This is a genomic window from Streptomyces sp. NPDC016309 (assembly GCF_043077235.1).
Taxonomy (GTDB): domain Bacteria; phylum Actinomycetota; class Actinomycetes; order Streptomycetales; family Streptomycetaceae; genus Streptomyces.
Genome location: NZ_JBIBSG010000009.1, coordinates 234701 through 251110 on the forward strand (window position 1 = coordinate 234701; position 16410 = coordinate 251110).

Genomic DNA, 16410 nt, shown 5'->3' on the forward strand with positions numbered 1-16410 from the left:
CGGCCGGGACGTCGTCGTCCGGAACGCCCTCTCCCACGTCGTCGGCCCCGACGGCACCATGGCGTCCCGGATCCCCGGGCGCCGGGCGCCGGGCGCCGCCGCGCCGCCGCGCCGCCGTCAGCGGCGCGCGTTCGTCCGGCGGGTCGGCTCGGCCACCGACGGATCCTCCGGCCACGGGTGCCTCGGGTACCGGCCGCGCAGCTCCGCGCGGACCGCGCGGTATCCGTCGCGCCAGAAGGACGCCAGGTCCGCCGTGACGGCGGCGGGCCGCCCGGCCGGGGACAACAGGTGCACCAGCACCGGAACACCCGCCACGGACGGCGTTTCCGCGAGGCCGAACATCTCCTGGAGCTTGACCGCCAGCACCGGCTGCTCACCTCCGTACTCGACCCGGATCCGTGAGCCGCTCGGCACCTCGATCCGCTCCGGCGCCAGCTCCTCCAGCCGGGCCGCCTCCCCGGTGGCCCAGGGCAGCAGCCGCCGCAGGGCCTGCCCCGCGTCGATCCGGCCCAGGTCGGCCCGGCGCCGGGCCCGCGACAGCTCGGGCTCCAGCCACTCCTCCGTACGCTCCAGCAGCGCGGCGTCCGTCACGTCGGGCCACGGCGCGCCCAGCACCCGGTGCAGGAACGCCAGCCGCTGCCGCAGCTCGCCCGACTCGCGGGACCAGCGCAGCAGCCCCAGCCCCTCGCTCCGCAGCCCCTGGAGCAGCGCGTCCCGGACGAGCCCCGCGTCCGGGTCCTTCAGCGGCCGTACGGCGAGGTCGACGGCGCCCAGCCGCTCCACCGACCGGGCGACCACGTCCCCCTCCTCCCAGTGGACCTCCTCGCCCGACGTGAGCAGGTGCCGGGCCGCCTCCCGGGCGGTGTCCTCGTCCACCACGGCGGCCAGCCGGACGCGCGCGGAGGCGGCGTGCGCCGGGCGGTCCGCGACCGCGACCGCGAGCCACTCCGAGCCGCGCAACCGGGACCCCGGGGCGAGCGCCGCCCCCGTGCCGGACGCCATCAGGTACGCCCCCTCGCCCTTGGCCCGCGCGACCCGCTCGGGAAAGGCCAGCGCCGCCACCAGACCGGCCGCCGCGTCGTCACTCCAGCCGCGCCCACCGACCGGCCCCGCGCCCCCGACCGGCCCCGCGCCCCCGACCGGCCCCGCGCCTCCGCGCGGCTCCGCGCCACCGGGCGCCTCGCGGGCGTCCACCTGGCGGGCCAGCCGCCGCGCCTCCTGGCGCCAGCGGGAGCCGTACGCGTCTCCACCGCCACGCGCCGCCCGCCACGCGCCCGCCAGGTCGTCGCCGTACTCCCGCGGCGGCTCCTCGCTCAGCAGGGCCACGACCTCCGCCGCGCGCCGCGCGCCGATCACCGGCGCGCCGTCCAGCAGCGCGCGGGCCAGCCGCGGGTGCAGTCCCAGCCGGGCCATCGTCACGCCCCGGTCCGTCACCCGGCCCGCCCCGTCGACCGCGCCGATCGCCGCCAGCACCGACCGGGCGGCCGCCATCGCGCCCGGCGGCGGCGCGTCCAGCAGGGCCAGGCCCGACGCGTCGGGCTCGCCCCAGGCGGCCGCCCGGAGCGCGAACCCGGCCAGGTCGGCCACCTGGATCTCGGGCGCCGGGAACCGCGGCAGGCGCCCGTCCTCCGCCTCCGCCCAGCACCGGAGGACCACGCCCGGCCCCTCGCGCCCGGCACGGCCCGCGCGCTGGCGGCCGGCCGCCCTGGACGCCCGTACCGTCGTCAGCGACCCCAGGCCCCGCGCGTGGTCCACCCGCGGCTCACGCGCCAGCCCGGAGTCCACCACCACCCGCACCCCGGGAACCGTCAGGGACGACTCGGCGACCGACGTGGCCAGCACCACCCGCCGCCCCCGCCCCGGGGAGAGCACCGCGTCCTGCACGGCGGCCGGCGCCCGCCCGTGCACCTGGAGCACCTCCGCCCCCACGGACGACAACAGGCCCGCCACGCGCGCGATCTCCCCGACACCGGGCAGGAAGCACAGGACGTCGCCCTCGTGTTCCGCCAGCGCCCGCCGCACCACCGACGCCACGTGCGCCAGCAGCGCCGGGTCCACGAACGTCCCGTGCGGCGGCCGCACCGGCCCGGCCGGCGGGGACCACACCACCTCCACGGGATGGGACGTCCCCGCCGCCTCCACCACCGGAGCCCCGCCCAGCAGCCGGGCCCAGCCCTCCGCGTCGGTCGTCGCGGACGCGGCCACCAGCCGCAGCTCGGGCCGCAGGGCCGCCCGTACGTCCAGCAGGAAGGCGGCGGCCGTGTCCGCGTCCAGGTGCCGCTCGTGGCACTCGTCCAGGATCACCACGTCCACCCCGGCCTGCTCCGGGTCGCGCTGGAGCCGCTGGAGCAGCACCCCCGTCGTCACCACCTCGACGACGGTCTCCCGGGACACCACCCGCTCGCCGCGCACCGTGAAGCCCACCCGGCCGCCCACCTGCTCGCCCAGCAGCCACGCCATCCGCCGGGCCGCCGCCCGCGCCGCGATCCGCCGGGGCTCGGCGACCACGACACGCGCGCCGCCCGCCGCGAGTTCCAGCGGCACCAGGGTGGTCTTGCCCGTCCCGGGCGGGGCGCACAGCACCGCCGACCCGTGCGCGTCCAGCGCCCGCTCCAGGGCGGGCAGGGCGGTACGTACGGGAAGGTCCCGGGCCTCGTCCCGCAGGCGCATCAGACCCGCTCGCAGACGAAGATCGCCGTCCCCGGGATCAGGTTCCCGCGCAGCGGGGACCAACCGCCCCACTCCTGGCCGTTCCACGCGGGCCACTCCGGCTCGACGAGGTCCACGAGGCGGAACCCGCCCGCGACCACGTCCCGCACCCGGTCCCCGAGGGTGCGGTGGTGCTCGACGTACACGGCCCGCCCCTCCTCGTCCTGCTCCACATAAGGGGTGCGGTCGAAGTAGGACGCGGAGACGGACAGGCCCTCCGGACCCGGCTCGTCGGGGAAGGCCCACCGGATGGGGTGGGTCACCGAGAACACCCACCGGCCGCCCGGCCGCAGCACCCTCCGCACCTCCCGGAACACCCGCACCGGATCGGCCACGAAGGGCACCGCCCCGTACGCCGAGCACGCCAGGTCGAAGGAGCCGTCCGCGAACGGCAGCGCGGTGGCATCGGCCTCCACCAGGGGCACATCCCGCCCGATCCGCAGTGCGTGCTGGAGCTGCCGGTGGGACAGGTCCAGGGCCACCGGACGGGCTCCCCGGGCGGCCAGCCAGCGCGAACACTGGGCGGCACCCGCGCCGATCTCCAGGACGTCCCGCCCGGACACGTCCCCCAGGAGGCCCGCCTCGGCCTCGTCCAGCCCCTCCGGTCCCCACACGAACCGGTCGTCCCCCAGGAACGCCCCGTGCTCGCTCTGGTACTCGTCCGCGTTCCGGTCCCACCAGCCGCGGCTCGCCCGGCTGCTCTCCGCCTCATCGGCGTGGCGCCGCGTGGCTTCAGGCTCGTACTCTTGGATCATCCCGCCCGCCGTTGTAGGTTGCGCACGGCTCCCGGCGAAGCGGCAGCCGCGGCCACGATGGCCTTGGGAAACTTTAAATGTGCCGGGTATGCGACGTTCTGCCCCGGGTGTGCGCCTTCGCGCATTGACCCTGTCCGGACGTCCCCGTATGCTAAAGGTTGCGCTGCGGGCCTGCGCGCCTCAGACGGAGCAGGTCGCGCTCGCATCTGTTGTATGTCCCCTCGGTTGTCGAGGCGCCTCCCCTGGCGGGGATGGGCGCTTCCTTGGCTGTCCGGCTTCTTCAGCTGCGATACGGGCTCTCGGCGTAGCAGTACCTACGACTTTCTGTCCGTACCGGAGCCCTTTCCCACATGACGAGCAGCACCGAGACCACCGCCACCACCCCGCAGGTTGCGGTCAACGACATCGGTAACGAGGAAGCCTTCCTCGCCGCGATCGACGAGACGATCAAGTACTTCAACGACGGCGACATCGTCGACGGCGTCATCGTGAAGGTCGACCGGGACGAGGTCCTGCTCGACATCGGTTACAAGACCGAAGGTGTCATCCCGAGCCGCGAGCTCTCGATCAAGCACGACGTCGACCCGAACGAGGTCGTCAAGGTCGGCGACGAGATCGAGGCCCTTGTTCTCCAGAAGGAGGACAAGGAAGGCCGCCTGATCCTCTCGAAGAAGCGCGCCCAGTACGAGCGTGCCTGGGGCACCATCGAGAAGATCAAGGAAGAGGACGGCATCGTCACCGGCACCGTCATCGAGGTCGTCAAGGGTGGTCTCATCCTCGACATCGGCCTCCGTGGCTTCCTGCCGGCCTCCCTCGTCGAGATGCGTCGTGTCCGCGACCTCCAGCCCTACGTGGGCAAGGAGCTCGAGGCGAAGATCATCGAGCTGGACAAGAACCGCAACAACGTGGTCCTGTCCCGCCGCGCCTGGCTCGAGCAGACCCAGTCCGAGGTGCGCCAGACGTTCCTCACGACCCTGCAGAAGGGTCAGGTCCGCTCCGGCGTCGTCTCCTCGATCGTCAACTTCGGTGCGTTCGTCGACCTGGGCGGCGTCGACGGTCTGGTCCACGTCTCCGAGCTGTCCTGGAAGCACATCGACCACCCGTCCGAGGTTGTCGAGGTCGGCCAGGAAGTCACCGTCGAGGTCCTCGACGTGGACATGGACCGCGAGCGTGTCTCCCTGTCGCTGAAGGCGACGCAGGAGGACCCGTGGCAGCAGTTCGCCCGTACGCACCAGATCGGTCAGGTCGTCCCGGGTAAGGTCACCAAGCTGGTTCCGTTCGGTGCGTTCGTCCGCGTGGACGAGGGCATCGAGGGTCTGGTCCACATCTCCGAGCTGGCCGAGCGCCACGTGGAGATCCCGGAGCAGGTCGTCCAGGTCAACGACGAGATCTTCGTCAAGGTCATCGACATCGACCTCGAGCGCCGCCGCATCAGCCTCTCGCTGAAGCAGGCCAACGAGTCCTTCGGTTCCGACCCGGCCTCGGTCGAGTTCGACCCGACCCTGTACGGCATGGCCGCGTCGTACGACGACCAGGGCAACTACATCTACCCCGAGGGCTTCGACCCCGAGACCAACGACTGGCTCGAGGGCTACGAGACCCAGCGCGAGGCGTGGGAGACCCAGTACGCCGAGGCGCAGCAGCGCTTCGAGCAGCACCAGGCCCAGGTCATCAAGTCCCGCGAGGCCGACGAGGCCGCCGCTGCCGAGGGTGGCGCCGCCGCCGCCGCGGCCGGTGCCCCGGCGGGCGTCTCGGGTGGTTCGTACTCCTCGGAGTCGGACGACAACTCCGGCGCCCTGGCGTCGGACGAGGCCCTGGCTGCCCTCCGCGAGAAGCTGGCCGGCGGCCAGAGCTGACCTCCCGGCTCCTCGCCGAACGGTGAGCGGTAAGTAGCACGACCGAGGCCCGTCCCCATCGGGGGGCGGGCCTCGGTCGTGCGCGCGAAAGGCCCGCCTGCCTCGAAGCGTTCGGGCCATCCCGGTCCGGCGGGGCAGACCGGACAGCGACCCCCGGGAATGCCCGTAGGGCCGGTGACGTTCTTCCTACGAACACGAGGAGGAGCGGTAATCGTGCTTGATCCCCAGGATTTGTACGCATGGGAGCCGAAGGGCCTGGCCGTCGTCGACATGGCGCTGGCGCAGGAGTCGGCCGGCCTGGTCATGCTCTACCACTTCGGCGGCTACATCGACGCGGGTGAGACCGGCGACCAGATCGTCGAGAACCTGCTGGAGACGCTGCCCCACCAGGTCGTGGCCCGCTTCGACCACGACCGGCTCGTGGACTACCGGGCGCGCCGTCCGCTGCTCACCTTCAAGCGCGACCGCTGGGCCGGGTACGAGACCCCCGCCATCGAGGTCCGGCTCGTCCAGGACGCCACCGGGGCGCCCTTCCTGCTGCTGTCCGGGCCGGAGCCCGACGTGGAGTGGGAGCGGTTCGCCGTGGCCGTACGGCAGATCGTCGAGCGGCTCGGGGTGCGGCTTTCGGTCAACTTCCACGGCATCCCCATGGGCGTGCCCCACACCCGTCCCGTCGGTCTGACCCCGCACGGCAACCGCACCGACCTGATGCCCGGGCACCACAGCCCGTTCGACGAGGCGCAGGTGCCCGGCAGTGCCGAGGCGCTGGTCGAATACCGGCTCATGGAGGCCGGGCACGACGTCCTCGGGGTCGCCGCCCACGTTCCGCACTACGTGGCCCGGTCCGCCTACCCGGACGCGGCACTGACCGCCGTGGAGGCCATCACGGCCGCGACCGGTCTCGTCCTGCCCGGCATCGCGCACGCGCTGCGCACGCAGGCCCACCGCACCCAGACCGAGATCGAGCGCCAGATCGGCGAGGGCGACGAGGAACTGGTCGCGCTCGTGCAGGGGCTGGAGCACCAGTACGACGCGATGGCCGGCGCCGAGACGCGCGGCAACCTGGTCGCCGAACCGGTGGAGCTGCCCTCGGCCGACGAGCTCGGCCGCGAGTTCGAGCGGTTCCTCGCCGAGCGGGAGGGCGACCTCTGACACCCGGGGGCGACCTCTGACACCCGGGGGCGACCTCCGGCACCGTGGGGCGACCTCCGGCACCCGTCCGGCATGATCGGCGAGACACCCCCTAGGCTTCCGCTCATGCTGAAGGTTGGGTTGACCGGCGGAATCGGCGCCGGAAAGAGCGAGGTTTCGCGGCTGCTCTCCTCGTACGGAGCGGTGGTCGTCGACGCCGACAGGATCGCCCGCGAGGTCGTCGAGCCCGGAACCCCCGGGCTCGCGGCCGTCGTGGAGGCGTTCGGACCGGACATCCTCACCGACGGGGGCACCCTCGACCGCCCCCGGCTCGGCTCCATCGTCTTCTCCGACGCCGAGCGGCTGGCCACGCTGAACCGCATCGTCCACCCCCTCGTGGGGGCCCGCTCCGCCGAGCTGGAGGCCGCCGCCGGCCCGGACGCGGTGGTCGTGCACGACGTCCCGCTGCTCACGGAGAACGGCCTGGCGCCGCTGTACGACCTCGTCGTGGTCGTCGACGCCTCTCCGGCGACCCAGCTCGACCGGCTGGTCCGGCAGCGCGGCATGACCGAGGCCGAGGCCCGCGCCCGGATGGCCGCCCAGGCCACCCGCGAGCAGCGGCGCGCCGTCGCGGACCTGGTGATCGACAACGACGGGCCGCTGGAGGCCCTGGAGCCCCAGGTACGCGAGGTGTGGGAGCACCTGACGGAGCGGGCCGCCGCCCAGGGGCCGGCCGGCCGGGACGGGTGAGCACCCGCCGCGGCGGCCGCGGGGCCTGACGGGGCCCGCCGACGGGGACCCGCGACCGGGGCCCGCCGACGGGGACCCGCGACCGGGGCCCGCCGACGGGGCCGCTGAAGCAGGACCCGCGGGCCCGGAGGAATACCGCCGGCGCCGCGCACGTTGAACCGCCGGAGCGAGGGAAGGATGACAGCGTGCCCGAGACCAACCCGGAGACCCACGTCATCGACTACCGCGCGGCGGAGCGGCTGCTCGCCGCCCGGGACCCACGCGGTGCGGTCAAGCTGCTGGACTCCGTGATCGCCGCCCATCCGGAGAACACCGCCGCCCGGCTGCTGCGGGCCCGCGCCTTCTTCGCGGCCGCCCAGCTCCGACCCGCCGAGCTGGAGTTCGAGCTGGTGCTGGAGCGCGAGCCGGACAACGCCTTCGCGCACTTCGCGCTGGCCCGCACCTTCCAGCGCTCCGGCCGGCCCGAGCAGGCCAAGCGCCACTTCCGCCTCGCCGCCGCCCTGGACCCCAAGCCGGAGTACCTGGAGGCGGCACGCTTCCCGGTCGACTTCCCCGCGGACGTCCCCACCGAGGAGTGACCACGCCGCCGCGCGCCCGCCCCGGCAGGCCGGCGTCGGGTGCCCACCCCGTATGCCCGCCCCGGCGGGCCGCGCGACCGACGGGCTAGCGGCCGTCCGGGCGCCGGTCGCCGGGGTCGTACGGGGGCACGTCGCGGCCCGGCTGGTAGTGCGGGCCCTGGCGGATGTGGCGCAGGACGACCACCAGGTCGACCACCACGACCACGGCCAGCACCCCGCAGGCGGCCGCCCACCCGGGCCGGCCGGCCAGCGCGAAGGCCGCCGTTCCCGCACCCGCCCAGATCAGGCCCCACACACCCAGCCAGAAGCGGATCCGGAGGGGGCTGCGCGCGGTCCTCGGTTCACTGCCTGTACGCATGGCGATCACCCTCCGACCGCCGGGTACCCGCCCGGTGACCGTTCGATCCGAGCCATCCCGCCGCCGGACGGGAACGGGCCCGTGCCGCCGGCCGTTCCGGGCATATGAGCGGACGGATGCGCGAGGGACACCAGGGCACCGGCCCGGGGGCGATCACCCCGGACGGCTGTGCCGTCGATCTGTACGAGAGGCTCGCCCCGGGCGCCGAGCCGGACGTCGTCGCCGCCGCGGTGCCGGCGGGGGCGACCCTGCTGGAGCTCGGCAGCGGGGCGGGCCGCATCACCCGGCCGCTGGTCGAACGCGGCCTCCGGGTCACCGCGGTGGACGAGTCGGCCGAGATGCTGGAGCGGGTCCGCAACCGGGTCCCCGGCATCAGGACCGTACAGAGCCCGATCGAGATCCTGGACCTGGAGGAGCGGTTCGACGCCGTCCTCCTGGGCTCCTTCCTGGTGCACACCGGTGACCGGCGGGTGCGCGACGGGCTGCTCGCGGCCTGCCGGCGGCACGTGGCGGACGACGGGTGCGTCCTGGTCCAGCGCGAGGGCCCGGACTGGCACACCCGCGTACCGCGCGAGCGGGTCGACCCGGCCGGCTGCACCGTGCGGATCGCCTCGGCCGAACCGGTCGGGGACGGGGTCGACCGGGTGGTGGCCGAGTACGTCTTCCCCGACGCCCGCTGGACCCAGACGTTCCTGTCCCGGCCGTTGTCCGTGGCGGAGTTCGAGGACAGCCTGCGCGCGGCCGGCCTCGCGGTGGAGACCTACCTGACCGACGACGGCACCTGGGCGCGGGCACGGCCCGTCCTCGGAGGCTCGGCGGCCTGACGACCGGCGCCCCGTCGATCCGGCACGGCCCGACGATCGGCGGCCCGACGGCCGATGACTTTCCGGCGTTCCCCCGGTCCATCCTCTGACACGATTTCACCACCCCCAGAGGGAGACCCACATGAGCGCCACCACCGCCCGGACCACCACCGCGGCCTCCGCGCCGACCCGACGGGCCGACATCGGCGTGCGCGTGCTCCAGATCGTCCTCGCCCTGTTCTTCGCGGTCCCCAGCGCCGCGCCGAAGCTGGTCGGACACGCCTCGGCCGCGGAGTCCTTCGACACCATCGGGTTCGGCGACTGGTTCATGTACCTGGTCGGCGCCCTGGAACTGGCCGGGGCCGTCGGGCTGGTGGTCCCCCTCCTGTCCGGGGTGGCGGCACTCGCGCTCATCGGCCTCATGGCGGGCGCGCTCGTCACCCAACTCGTGTTCCTGGACGGGCGGTACTGGTTCACCCCGGTGGTCTTCGCCGCATTGCTGGCCGTCGTCGCCCGGACCCGTCGCCACCATAACGCCGAACTCCTGGCCCTGGCCCGCCGCCGGACGTGAACCCTGGGGGACCTTTACGCGGGGCCCGGCGGCACGGTACGAGAGAGGCACCACGACGAAGGGACCCCGATGCGACCGGTGTGCATGACCAGGCAGGGCTCCGTACGCGGCACCATCTCCTCCGACGGGATCGCCTCCTTCCTGGGCATTCCGTACGCGGCCCCGCCCTTCGGCCCGCTGCGCTTCGGGCCACCGGCTCCCCCGCGCGCGTGGACCGGGACACGGGACGCCACCGCCCACGGCCCCACCCCGCCCAAGGCGCCCTACGCCCCGCCGTTCGACACGCTCATACCGGAGACGACGATCCCGGGCGAGGACTGCCTCAACCTGAACGTATGGACCCCGTCCCCCGGACCCGGTGCCCGGCTGCCGGTCATGGTGTGGCTGCACGGCGGGGCCTTCACCAACGGATCGGCGGCGTCCTCGGCGTACGACGGCAGCGCCTTCGCGCGGGACGGCGTCGTCTTCGTCTCCCTCAACTACCGCCTGGGAGCCGAGGGGTTCCTGCACCTGGACGGCGTCCCGGACAACCGGGGGCTCCTCGACCAGACGGCCGCCCTGGAATGGGTCCGCGACAACATCGCCTCCTTCGGCGGCGACCCGGACCGGGTGACCCTCTTCGGCGAGTCCGCCGGGGCGATGAGCATCGGCGTCCTCCTGGGCGACGCCCGGGCCCGCGGCCTGTTCCACCGGGCGATACTCCAGAGCGGGGCGGCACACCACTTCCTCCGCCCCGCGTCGGCCCGCCGGATCACCGCCCGGCTGGCCGCGAAACTGGACGTCGCGCCGACGCCCGGCGCCTTCGCCGCCGTACCGCTCGACCGGCTCCTGCCGGCCCAGGCCGAGCTGCGGGCCGAGATCGGCGCACGCCCCGACCCCGCCATGTGGGGCGAGGCGGCGCTCAACGCCATGCCCTTCGAGCCGGTGACCGACGGCCCGGTCCTGCCCGGGCCCGACTGCGGCGTCGACCTGCTGGTCGGCAGCAACCGCGAGGAGTACCGGCTCTTTCTCGTCCCCACCCAGCGCCTGCACCTGCTGTCGGAGGACAGACTCCGCGCCGCCGCCGAGGCGTACGGCCTGGACCCGGACAAGGCCCTGCCCGTCTACCGGGACGCGAGGCCCGGTGCCTCGCCGGGGGAGCTCTTCGACGCGATGGTGACGGACTGGTTCTTCCGGATCCCCGCCGTCCGGCTGGCCGAGTCGGTGCCGGGCTCGTACGTCTACGAGTTCGCCCGGCGGTCCTCCGCCTTCGGCGGGCGGCTGGGGGCCTGCCATGCGGGGGAGCTGGCGTACGTCTTCGACCGGCTCGGCGACCCGGTGTACGCGCCGCTGACCGGCGAGGACCCGTCGCAGCCGGTGGCGGACGCGATGCACGGGGCCTGGGTGGCGTTCGCGACGACCGGTGACCCGGGCTGGCCTGCGTACGACCCGCGGAAGCGGACGACGAGGGTCTTCGACGACGCCGCACCCGGCACGGTGGACGACCCGCGCGGTGCCGAGCGGGCGCTGTGGGAGAGCGTGCGCTGACCGGGCTCGGCCCGATTGTCAGACCCCCGCCGTAAGGTCGTAGATCCACGACACGACCAGCGTGAGGGGAGGTGACCGGCCATGGAGCAGCGGCCGCCGCTGCACGCCTTCGCCGCCGTCTTCCTCCCCGCCGCGCTGCCCCGCGAGGGGCGGGTGGCCTTCTGGTCCCCCGACGGCCGCCCGCTGCCCCCGCCGCCGGCGTCTTCGGCGCGCCCCGGGCCGCCGGCCGGACCGTCGGCGCCGCCCGCCGGACCGTGGGCCGGCGCCCCGGGCGGGACGACCGCCGGCGCGTACCCGGCGACCGGCGCGTACCCGCCCACCGGCGCGGCGACCGGCGCGGCGGCCGGGGCCGCTGCCGAGGCGGGGACCGCCGGTCCGGGCACGCTCACCGTGGTGCGGGCGCACGGGACGGGGGTGCGGAGCCGCACGGTCCCGGCGGTGGTCCTGCCCGTCGCGGACGCCCTGCCCGTGCTGGTCGCCGCACGGCACGACCCCGCCGCGCACCCCGCGGCCGCCTGCTGGGGCGCCGCCGCCCTGCACGCCCTGCACCTCGCCGGGCGGGGCCGCCTCCTGCCCGGCCTCGCGGCGGGGGACCTGGACGCCTGGCGGGCCGGCCCGCTGGACGCCGACGACATCGCCCACCTCCGCGCCGTCGCGGCCGCGATGCCGTACGAGGCCCACGCGGTGCCCCTCCCCGGGCTCAGCCCCCTCCGGCTCCCGGAGCCCGAGGCCCTGGTCCGGGCGTTCCTGGACGCCGTCGCCGACACCCTGCCCCGCACACCGGCCGCCGCGTACGCCGCGGGGGCGCCGTTCGCGGCGCGCGGCCCGCAGCACCTGCCCCACGCGCGCGCGTGGGCCGCCGAGGCGGCCGCCGGCATGGACGCCGGGGTCCGCGTCTCGCTGCGCCTCGACCTGTCCGGGTACGAACTGTTCGACACCCTCCGGGAGGGCGGCGAGGAGCGGCAGGCCGCCGCCGCGGTGCTCCAGGTGCACAGCCTCGCCGACCCCACCCTCGTCCTGGACGCGGCGGCACTGTGGGCCGGGGAGAGCGCCGAGCACTTCGGGCCGCGCGCCCGGATCGACGCCGTCCTGGCGCTGCGCCGCGCGGCACGCGTGTGGAGCCCGCTGGCCCGCCTGCTGGAGCGGGACGTCCCCGACGTCCTGTCGCTCACCGAGGACGAGCTGTACGAACTCCTCGGCCCGGCCGCCGCCCGGCTCGGCGCGGCCGGTGTGACCGTCCACTGGCCCCGGGAACTGGCCAGGTCGCTCACCGCCGCCGCGGTCGTCCGCCCCGCGCCCGGCTCGGCCACGGACGGCACGGCCTTCTTCGACAGCCAGGAACTGCTCCGGTTCAACTGGCAGCTCGCGCTGGACGGCGACCCGCTGACCGAGCGCGAGATGGACGCCCTCGCCGAGGCGCACCGCCCCGTCGTGCGGCTGCGGGACCAGTGGGTGGTCGTCGACCCCTCACTCGTACGCAAGGCGCGCAAGCGGGAGCTGGGCCTGCTGGGACCGGCCGACGCGCTGTCCGTGGCGCTCACCGGCACCGCCGAGGTGGACGGCGAGACGGTCGAGGCCGTCCCCGTCGGCGCCCTCGCCGCCCTGCGGGACCGGCTCGTCGCGGGCCCCGGCACCGTCGGCCCGCCGCCCGGCCTGGACGCCACCTTGCGCGACTACCAACTGCGCGGGCTGGCCTGGCTCGACCTGATGACGTCCCTCGGCCTGGGCGGCTGCCTCGCCGACGACATGGGACTCGGCAAGACCGTCACGCTCATCGCCCTCCACCTGCGCCGCGCCCGCCGCGCCCCCACCCTCGTCGTCTGCCCGGCCTCCCTGCTCGGCAACTGGCAGCGCGAGATCGCCCGCTTCGCCCCCGGAGTCCCGGTCCGCCGCTTCCACGGCGCCGGCCGCACCCTGGAGGGCACCGACGGGGGCTTCGTGCTCACCACGTACGGCACGATGCGCACCAGCGCCGGAGAACTGGCCGGCCACGAGTGGGGGATGGTCGTCGCCGACGAGGCTCAGCACGTCAAGAACCCGTTCTCCGCGACCGCCAAGGCATTGCGCACCATCCCCGCGCCCGCGCGTGTGGCCCTCACCGGCACCCCCGTCGAGAACAACCTCTCCGAACTGTGGGCGCTGCTCGACTGGACCACCCCGGGGCTCCTGGGCCCGCTCAAGGCGTTCCGCTCCCGGCACGCCCGCGCGGTGGAGAACGCCGACCGGATCGAGGACGACGAGGCGGTCGAGCGCCTCGCCCGGCTCGTCCGCCCCTTCCTGCTGCGCCGCAAGAAGTCCGACCCCGGCATCGTCCCCGAGCTGCCGCCCAAGACGGAGTCCGACCACCCGGTGCCCCTCACCCGCGAGCAGGCGTCGCTCTACGAGGCGGTGGTGCGCGAGACGATGGCGCGCATCGAGGGCGCCGAGGGCATCGCCCGGCGCGGGCTCGTGATGAAGCTGCTGACGTCGCTGAAGCAGATCTGCAACCACCCCGCCCAGTACCTGAAGGAGGACCCCGCCCGGCTGGCCGGCCGCTCCGGGAAGCTGGCGCTCCTCGACGAACTCCTCGACACGATCCTGTCCGAGGAGGGCTCCGTGCTGGTCTTCACCCAGTACGTGACCATGGCCCGGCTGCTCACCGCCCACCTGACCGCCCGCGCCGTCCCCTCCCAACTGCTGCACGGCGGCACGCCGGTGGCGGAGCGGGAGCGGATGGTGGACCGGTTCCAGTCCGGCGAGGTCCCGGTGTTCGTCCTGTCGCTCAAGGCCGCCGGCACCGGCCTCAACCTCACCCGGGCCGGCCATGTCGTGCACTACGACCGCTGGTGGAACCCTGCCGTCGAGGAGCAGGCCACCGACCGGGCGTACCGCATCGGGCAGACCCAGCCCGTCCAGGTGCACCGGCTGATCGCCGAGGGGACCGTGGAGGACCGCATCGCGGAGATGCTGCTGGCCAAGCGGGCCCTGGCGGACGCCGTCCTGGGCTCGGGAGAGGCCGCCCTGACCGAGCTCACCGACCGGGAGCTGGCCGACCTCGTCTCCTTGAGGAGGCTGTCATGAGCCCCCACCACCCGGGCCCGCCCCCCGGCCCCGGCCCGTACCCGGCCCCCCGCCCCGGAGCCGGCCCCGGCCCGCGCCCCGGCCCCCGTACCGGCGGCGGCGCCCGGCGCGTCCCGCTGCACGACGACCGGCGCCGTACGTTCCCGCAGCTCGCCCCCGTGCGGGGCCCCGAGGGGACGTTCGCGGCCACCTGGTGGGGCAACGCCTGGGTCGAGGCCTTGGAGGACACCGCCCTGGACCCGGCGCGCCTGGCCCGCGGGCGGGCGTACGCCTCCACCGGGCACGTCGACGCGGTCACCGTCACCCCGGGCCGCGTCACCGCGTACGTCCACGGCAGCCGTCCCCGCCCGTACCGCACGGAGATCCGGCTGCGGGTCCTCGGCGACGACGACTGGGAGCGGTTCCTGGACGCCGCGGCCGCCCGCCCCGAGCACATCGCCGCCCTCCTCGACAAGGACGTGCCGCACGCGCTGGCCGCCGCCGTCGACCTGCTGCCCGGCCCCGGGGACCTGGTCCCCGACTGCTCCTGCCCCGACCACGGCTACCCGTGCAAGCACGCCGCCGCCCTCTGCTACCAGGCGGCCCGGCTGCTGGACGAGGACCCGTTCGTGCTCTTCCTGATGCGCGGCCGGGGCGAGCAGGAGATCCTCGCCGCGCTCAGCCACCGCAACGCCGCCCACGAGGCGGCCGAGGCGTCCGCCGCGCCCCCGCCCATGCCGACCGTGCCCGCCCGCGACGCCGTCGCCTCCCCGCCGGCCACGGCCCTGCCGCCCCCGCTGCCCGCGCCCGACCGGCCCGGCCGCCCGCCCCTCTACCCCGAGGACCCGGCCGCACCCGACCCGCTGGCCCTGGAGATGCTGGCCACCGAGGCGGCCGCCCGCGCCCACACGCTGCTGACCACCGGCCAGGACCCGGTCGCCGTCCTCACCCCCTGGCAGGACGCCGTCCGTCTCGCGGCCGCCCACCCGGGCTCCGGCCTGACCGCCTCCACCCGCGCCCTCTACCGCGACCTCGCCGCCGCCCTGGACCGCGCCCCCGCCGACCTGGCCCGCGCGGTCGCCGCCTGGCGCCAGGGCGGACCGGCCGGGCTGGCCGTACTGGAGGAGCCGTGGGACCCGCCCGCCGGCCCCTTCGACCGCGCCCGCCCGGCGCTGATCGCCGCCGACCTCCCGCAGTTCCGCCCCTGGCGCAACCGCCTCTCGTCCCGCTCGCTGCAACTGCGCTACGGCCGCGACGGCCTCTGGTACGGGTACGAGTCGGACCCCGACCGCGAGGACTGGTGGCCCCGGGGCACCCCCGACGCGGACCCGGTCGGCGCCCTCACCGACCTCCTGGAGCGCTGACCGCGGCGGCCGGGCGTCGTCCTCTCCCCGGCCCCGGCGACCGGGGGCCGGGGAGGACGACAGGTAAAGAGCCTGTGTGGGTTCGAATGAACCGCCACTCGATGGGGTGAATGGCGGATGCGTCATAACCCGCGTTGGCTGTAGGGCGTTAATTCCGGTGCGGGCGGGTGCCCGTGAAAGTCTCCGGAAGGCAGGAAGCCATGAGGCACACTCGCCGAAATGGTCTGGTCACACTGATGGCCACGGGCGGCGCGCTCGCCCTGGCGGCGGGATATGCGCACGCCGACTCCGACGCGGCCGGTGCCACGGCCGAATCGCCGGGGCTGATCTCCGGCAACGCCGTGCAACTGCCGGTGGACGTCCCGGTCAACGTCTGCGGGAACACCGTCAACGTGGTCGGGCTGCTCAACCCCGCGGCCGGCAACACGTGCAAGAACAAGGGCGGCGGCGGTCACCAGCACAAGGACCGTCCCGGCACCGCGCACGGCAACCACGGCGAGCACGGCGGCAAGGGCGGCGGCGGCAAGGGCGGCAGCGCCAACGGCGGTGGCGCCTCGGCGGACGGAGCCGCGGTGGGGTCCCCCGGCGTGATCTCCGGCAACGGGGTCCAGCTCCCCATCGACCTGCCGGTCAACGTCAGCGGTAACTCGGTCAGCCTGGTCGGCATCCTCAACCCCACCTTCGGCAACGCGTCCAGCAACGGCGGCAGCAAGCCGCCCGTCACGCCGCAGAAGCCGCCGAAGCACGACGAGCCGACCGCCCCGCTCCCCGAACACGACGAGCCCGCCGCCCCGGTGCCCGCCCCGGCCGACGAGGCCCCGGCGCCGCTGCCGCACACCAGCACGACCGCGCTGGCGCAGACCGGCGCGGGCGCCGGCCTGATCGGCATGGGCGTGCCCGCCCTGGGCCTCATGCTGGGCGGCGGCGTCCTCTACCGCCGCTTCCGCCCCGCGGCCGACCGCGTCTGAG

13 protein-coding genes are annotated in these 16410 nt (G+C 75.2%); 10 read left to right on the forward strand and 3 right to left on the reverse strand.

Going from position 1 to position 16410, the window contains the following annotated elements:
- Positions 1–117: 117 nt before the first annotated feature.
- Both hrpB and ACF068_RS23585 read right to left on the reverse strand, forming a co-directional pair.
- A complete protein-coding gene (hrpB, locus tag ACF068_RS23580) occupies positions 118–2670 on the reverse strand; it encodes an ATP-dependent helicase HrpB (protein WP_392276256.1) in 2553 nt (850 codons plus the stop codon).
- Positions 2670–3464: a class I SAM-dependent methyltransferase gene (locus tag ACF068_RS23585; RefSeq protein WP_392276257.1), complete on the reverse strand. Its 795-nt coding sequence runs from the start codon at positions 3462–3464 to the stop codon at positions 2670–2672. The genes hrpB and ACF068_RS23585 overlap by 1 nt, the downstream gene beginning before the upstream one ends.
- 350 nt (positions 3465–3814) lie before the next feature.
- On the opposite strand from ACF068_RS23585, the gene rpsA reads away from it, so the two are divergent.
- The 4 genes from rpsA (at position 3815) to ACF068_RS23605 (ending at position 7779) form a co-directional block, all read left to right on the forward strand.
- Positions 3815–5320, forward strand: coding sequence for a 30S ribosomal protein S1 (rpsA, locus tag ACF068_RS23590; protein ID WP_064073049.1), 1506 nt, complete (start codon positions 3815–3817; stop codon positions 5318–5320).
- Between the two features lie 159 nt (positions 5321–5479).
- Positions 5480–6472: a PAC2 family protein gene (locus tag ACF068_RS23595; RefSeq protein WP_392276258.1), complete on the forward strand. Its 993-nt coding sequence runs from the start codon at positions 5480–5482 to the stop codon at positions 6470–6472.
- Positions 6473–6577: 105 nt separating this feature from the next.
- Positions 6578–7201, forward strand: a complete 624-nt coding sequence (gene coaE, locus ACF068_RS23600; RefSeq protein WP_392276259.1) for a dephospho-CoA kinase — start codon at positions 6578–6580, stop codon at positions 7199–7201.
- A 185-nt stretch (positions 7202–7386) separates the two neighbouring features.
- On the forward strand, positions 7387–7779 hold the full coding sequence (locus ACF068_RS23605; RefSeq protein WP_392276260.1) for a tetratricopeptide repeat protein: 393 nt from the start codon (positions 7387–7389) through the stop codon (positions 7777–7779).
- A gap of 85 nt (positions 7780–7864) precedes the next feature.
- Here ACF068_RS23605 and ACF068_RS23610 read toward each other — a convergent pair whose 3' ends face one another.
- Positions 7865–8137, reverse strand: coding sequence for a DUF6343 family protein (locus ACF068_RS23610; protein WP_392276261.1), 273 nt, complete (start codon positions 8135–8137; stop codon positions 7865–7867).
- A gap of 116 nt (positions 8138–8253) precedes the next feature.
- Here ACF068_RS23610 and ACF068_RS23615 point away from each other — a divergent pair, with 116 nt between their 5' ends.
- The 6 genes from ACF068_RS23615 (at position 8254) to ACF068_RS23640 (ending at position 16409) form a co-directional block, all read left to right on the forward strand.
- Positions 8254–8961, forward strand: a complete 708-nt coding sequence (locus ACF068_RS23615) for a class I SAM-dependent methyltransferase (protein WP_392276262.1) — start codon at positions 8254–8256, stop codon at positions 8959–8961.
- A gap of 121 nt (positions 8962–9082) precedes the next feature.
- The gene (locus ACF068_RS23620; RefSeq protein ID WP_392276263.1) at positions 9083–9511 is read left to right on the forward strand and encodes a DoxX family protein; all 429 of its coding nucleotides are present in this window, start codon (positions 9083–9085) and stop codon (positions 9509–9511) included.
- An 84-nt stretch (positions 9512–9595) separates the two neighbouring features.
- Positions 9596–11038: a carboxylesterase/lipase family protein gene (locus ACF068_RS23625; RefSeq protein WP_392276264.1), complete on the forward strand. Its 1443-nt coding sequence runs from the start codon at positions 9596–9598 to the stop codon at positions 11036–11038.
- A gap of 81 nt (positions 11039–11119) precedes the next feature.
- Complete coding sequence (locus tag ACF068_RS23630) at positions 11120–14098, forward strand: DEAD/DEAH box helicase (RefSeq protein ID WP_392276265.1); 2979 nt, start codon at positions 11120–11122, stop codon at positions 14096–14098.
- Positions 14095–15441 carry an SWIM zinc finger family protein gene (locus ACF068_RS23635; RefSeq protein ID WP_392276266.1) on the forward strand — a complete coding sequence of 449 codons (1347 nt, stop codon included), beginning with the start codon at positions 14095–14097 and terminating at the stop codon, positions 15439–15441. The genes ACF068_RS23630 and ACF068_RS23635 overlap by 4 nt, the downstream gene beginning before the upstream one ends.
- Before the next feature lie 200 nt (positions 15442–15641).
- Positions 15642–16409, forward strand: a complete 768-nt coding sequence (locus tag ACF068_RS23640; RefSeq protein WP_392276267.1) for a chaplin — start codon at positions 15642–15644, stop codon at positions 16407–16409.
- Position 16410: the final 1 nt, after the last annotated feature.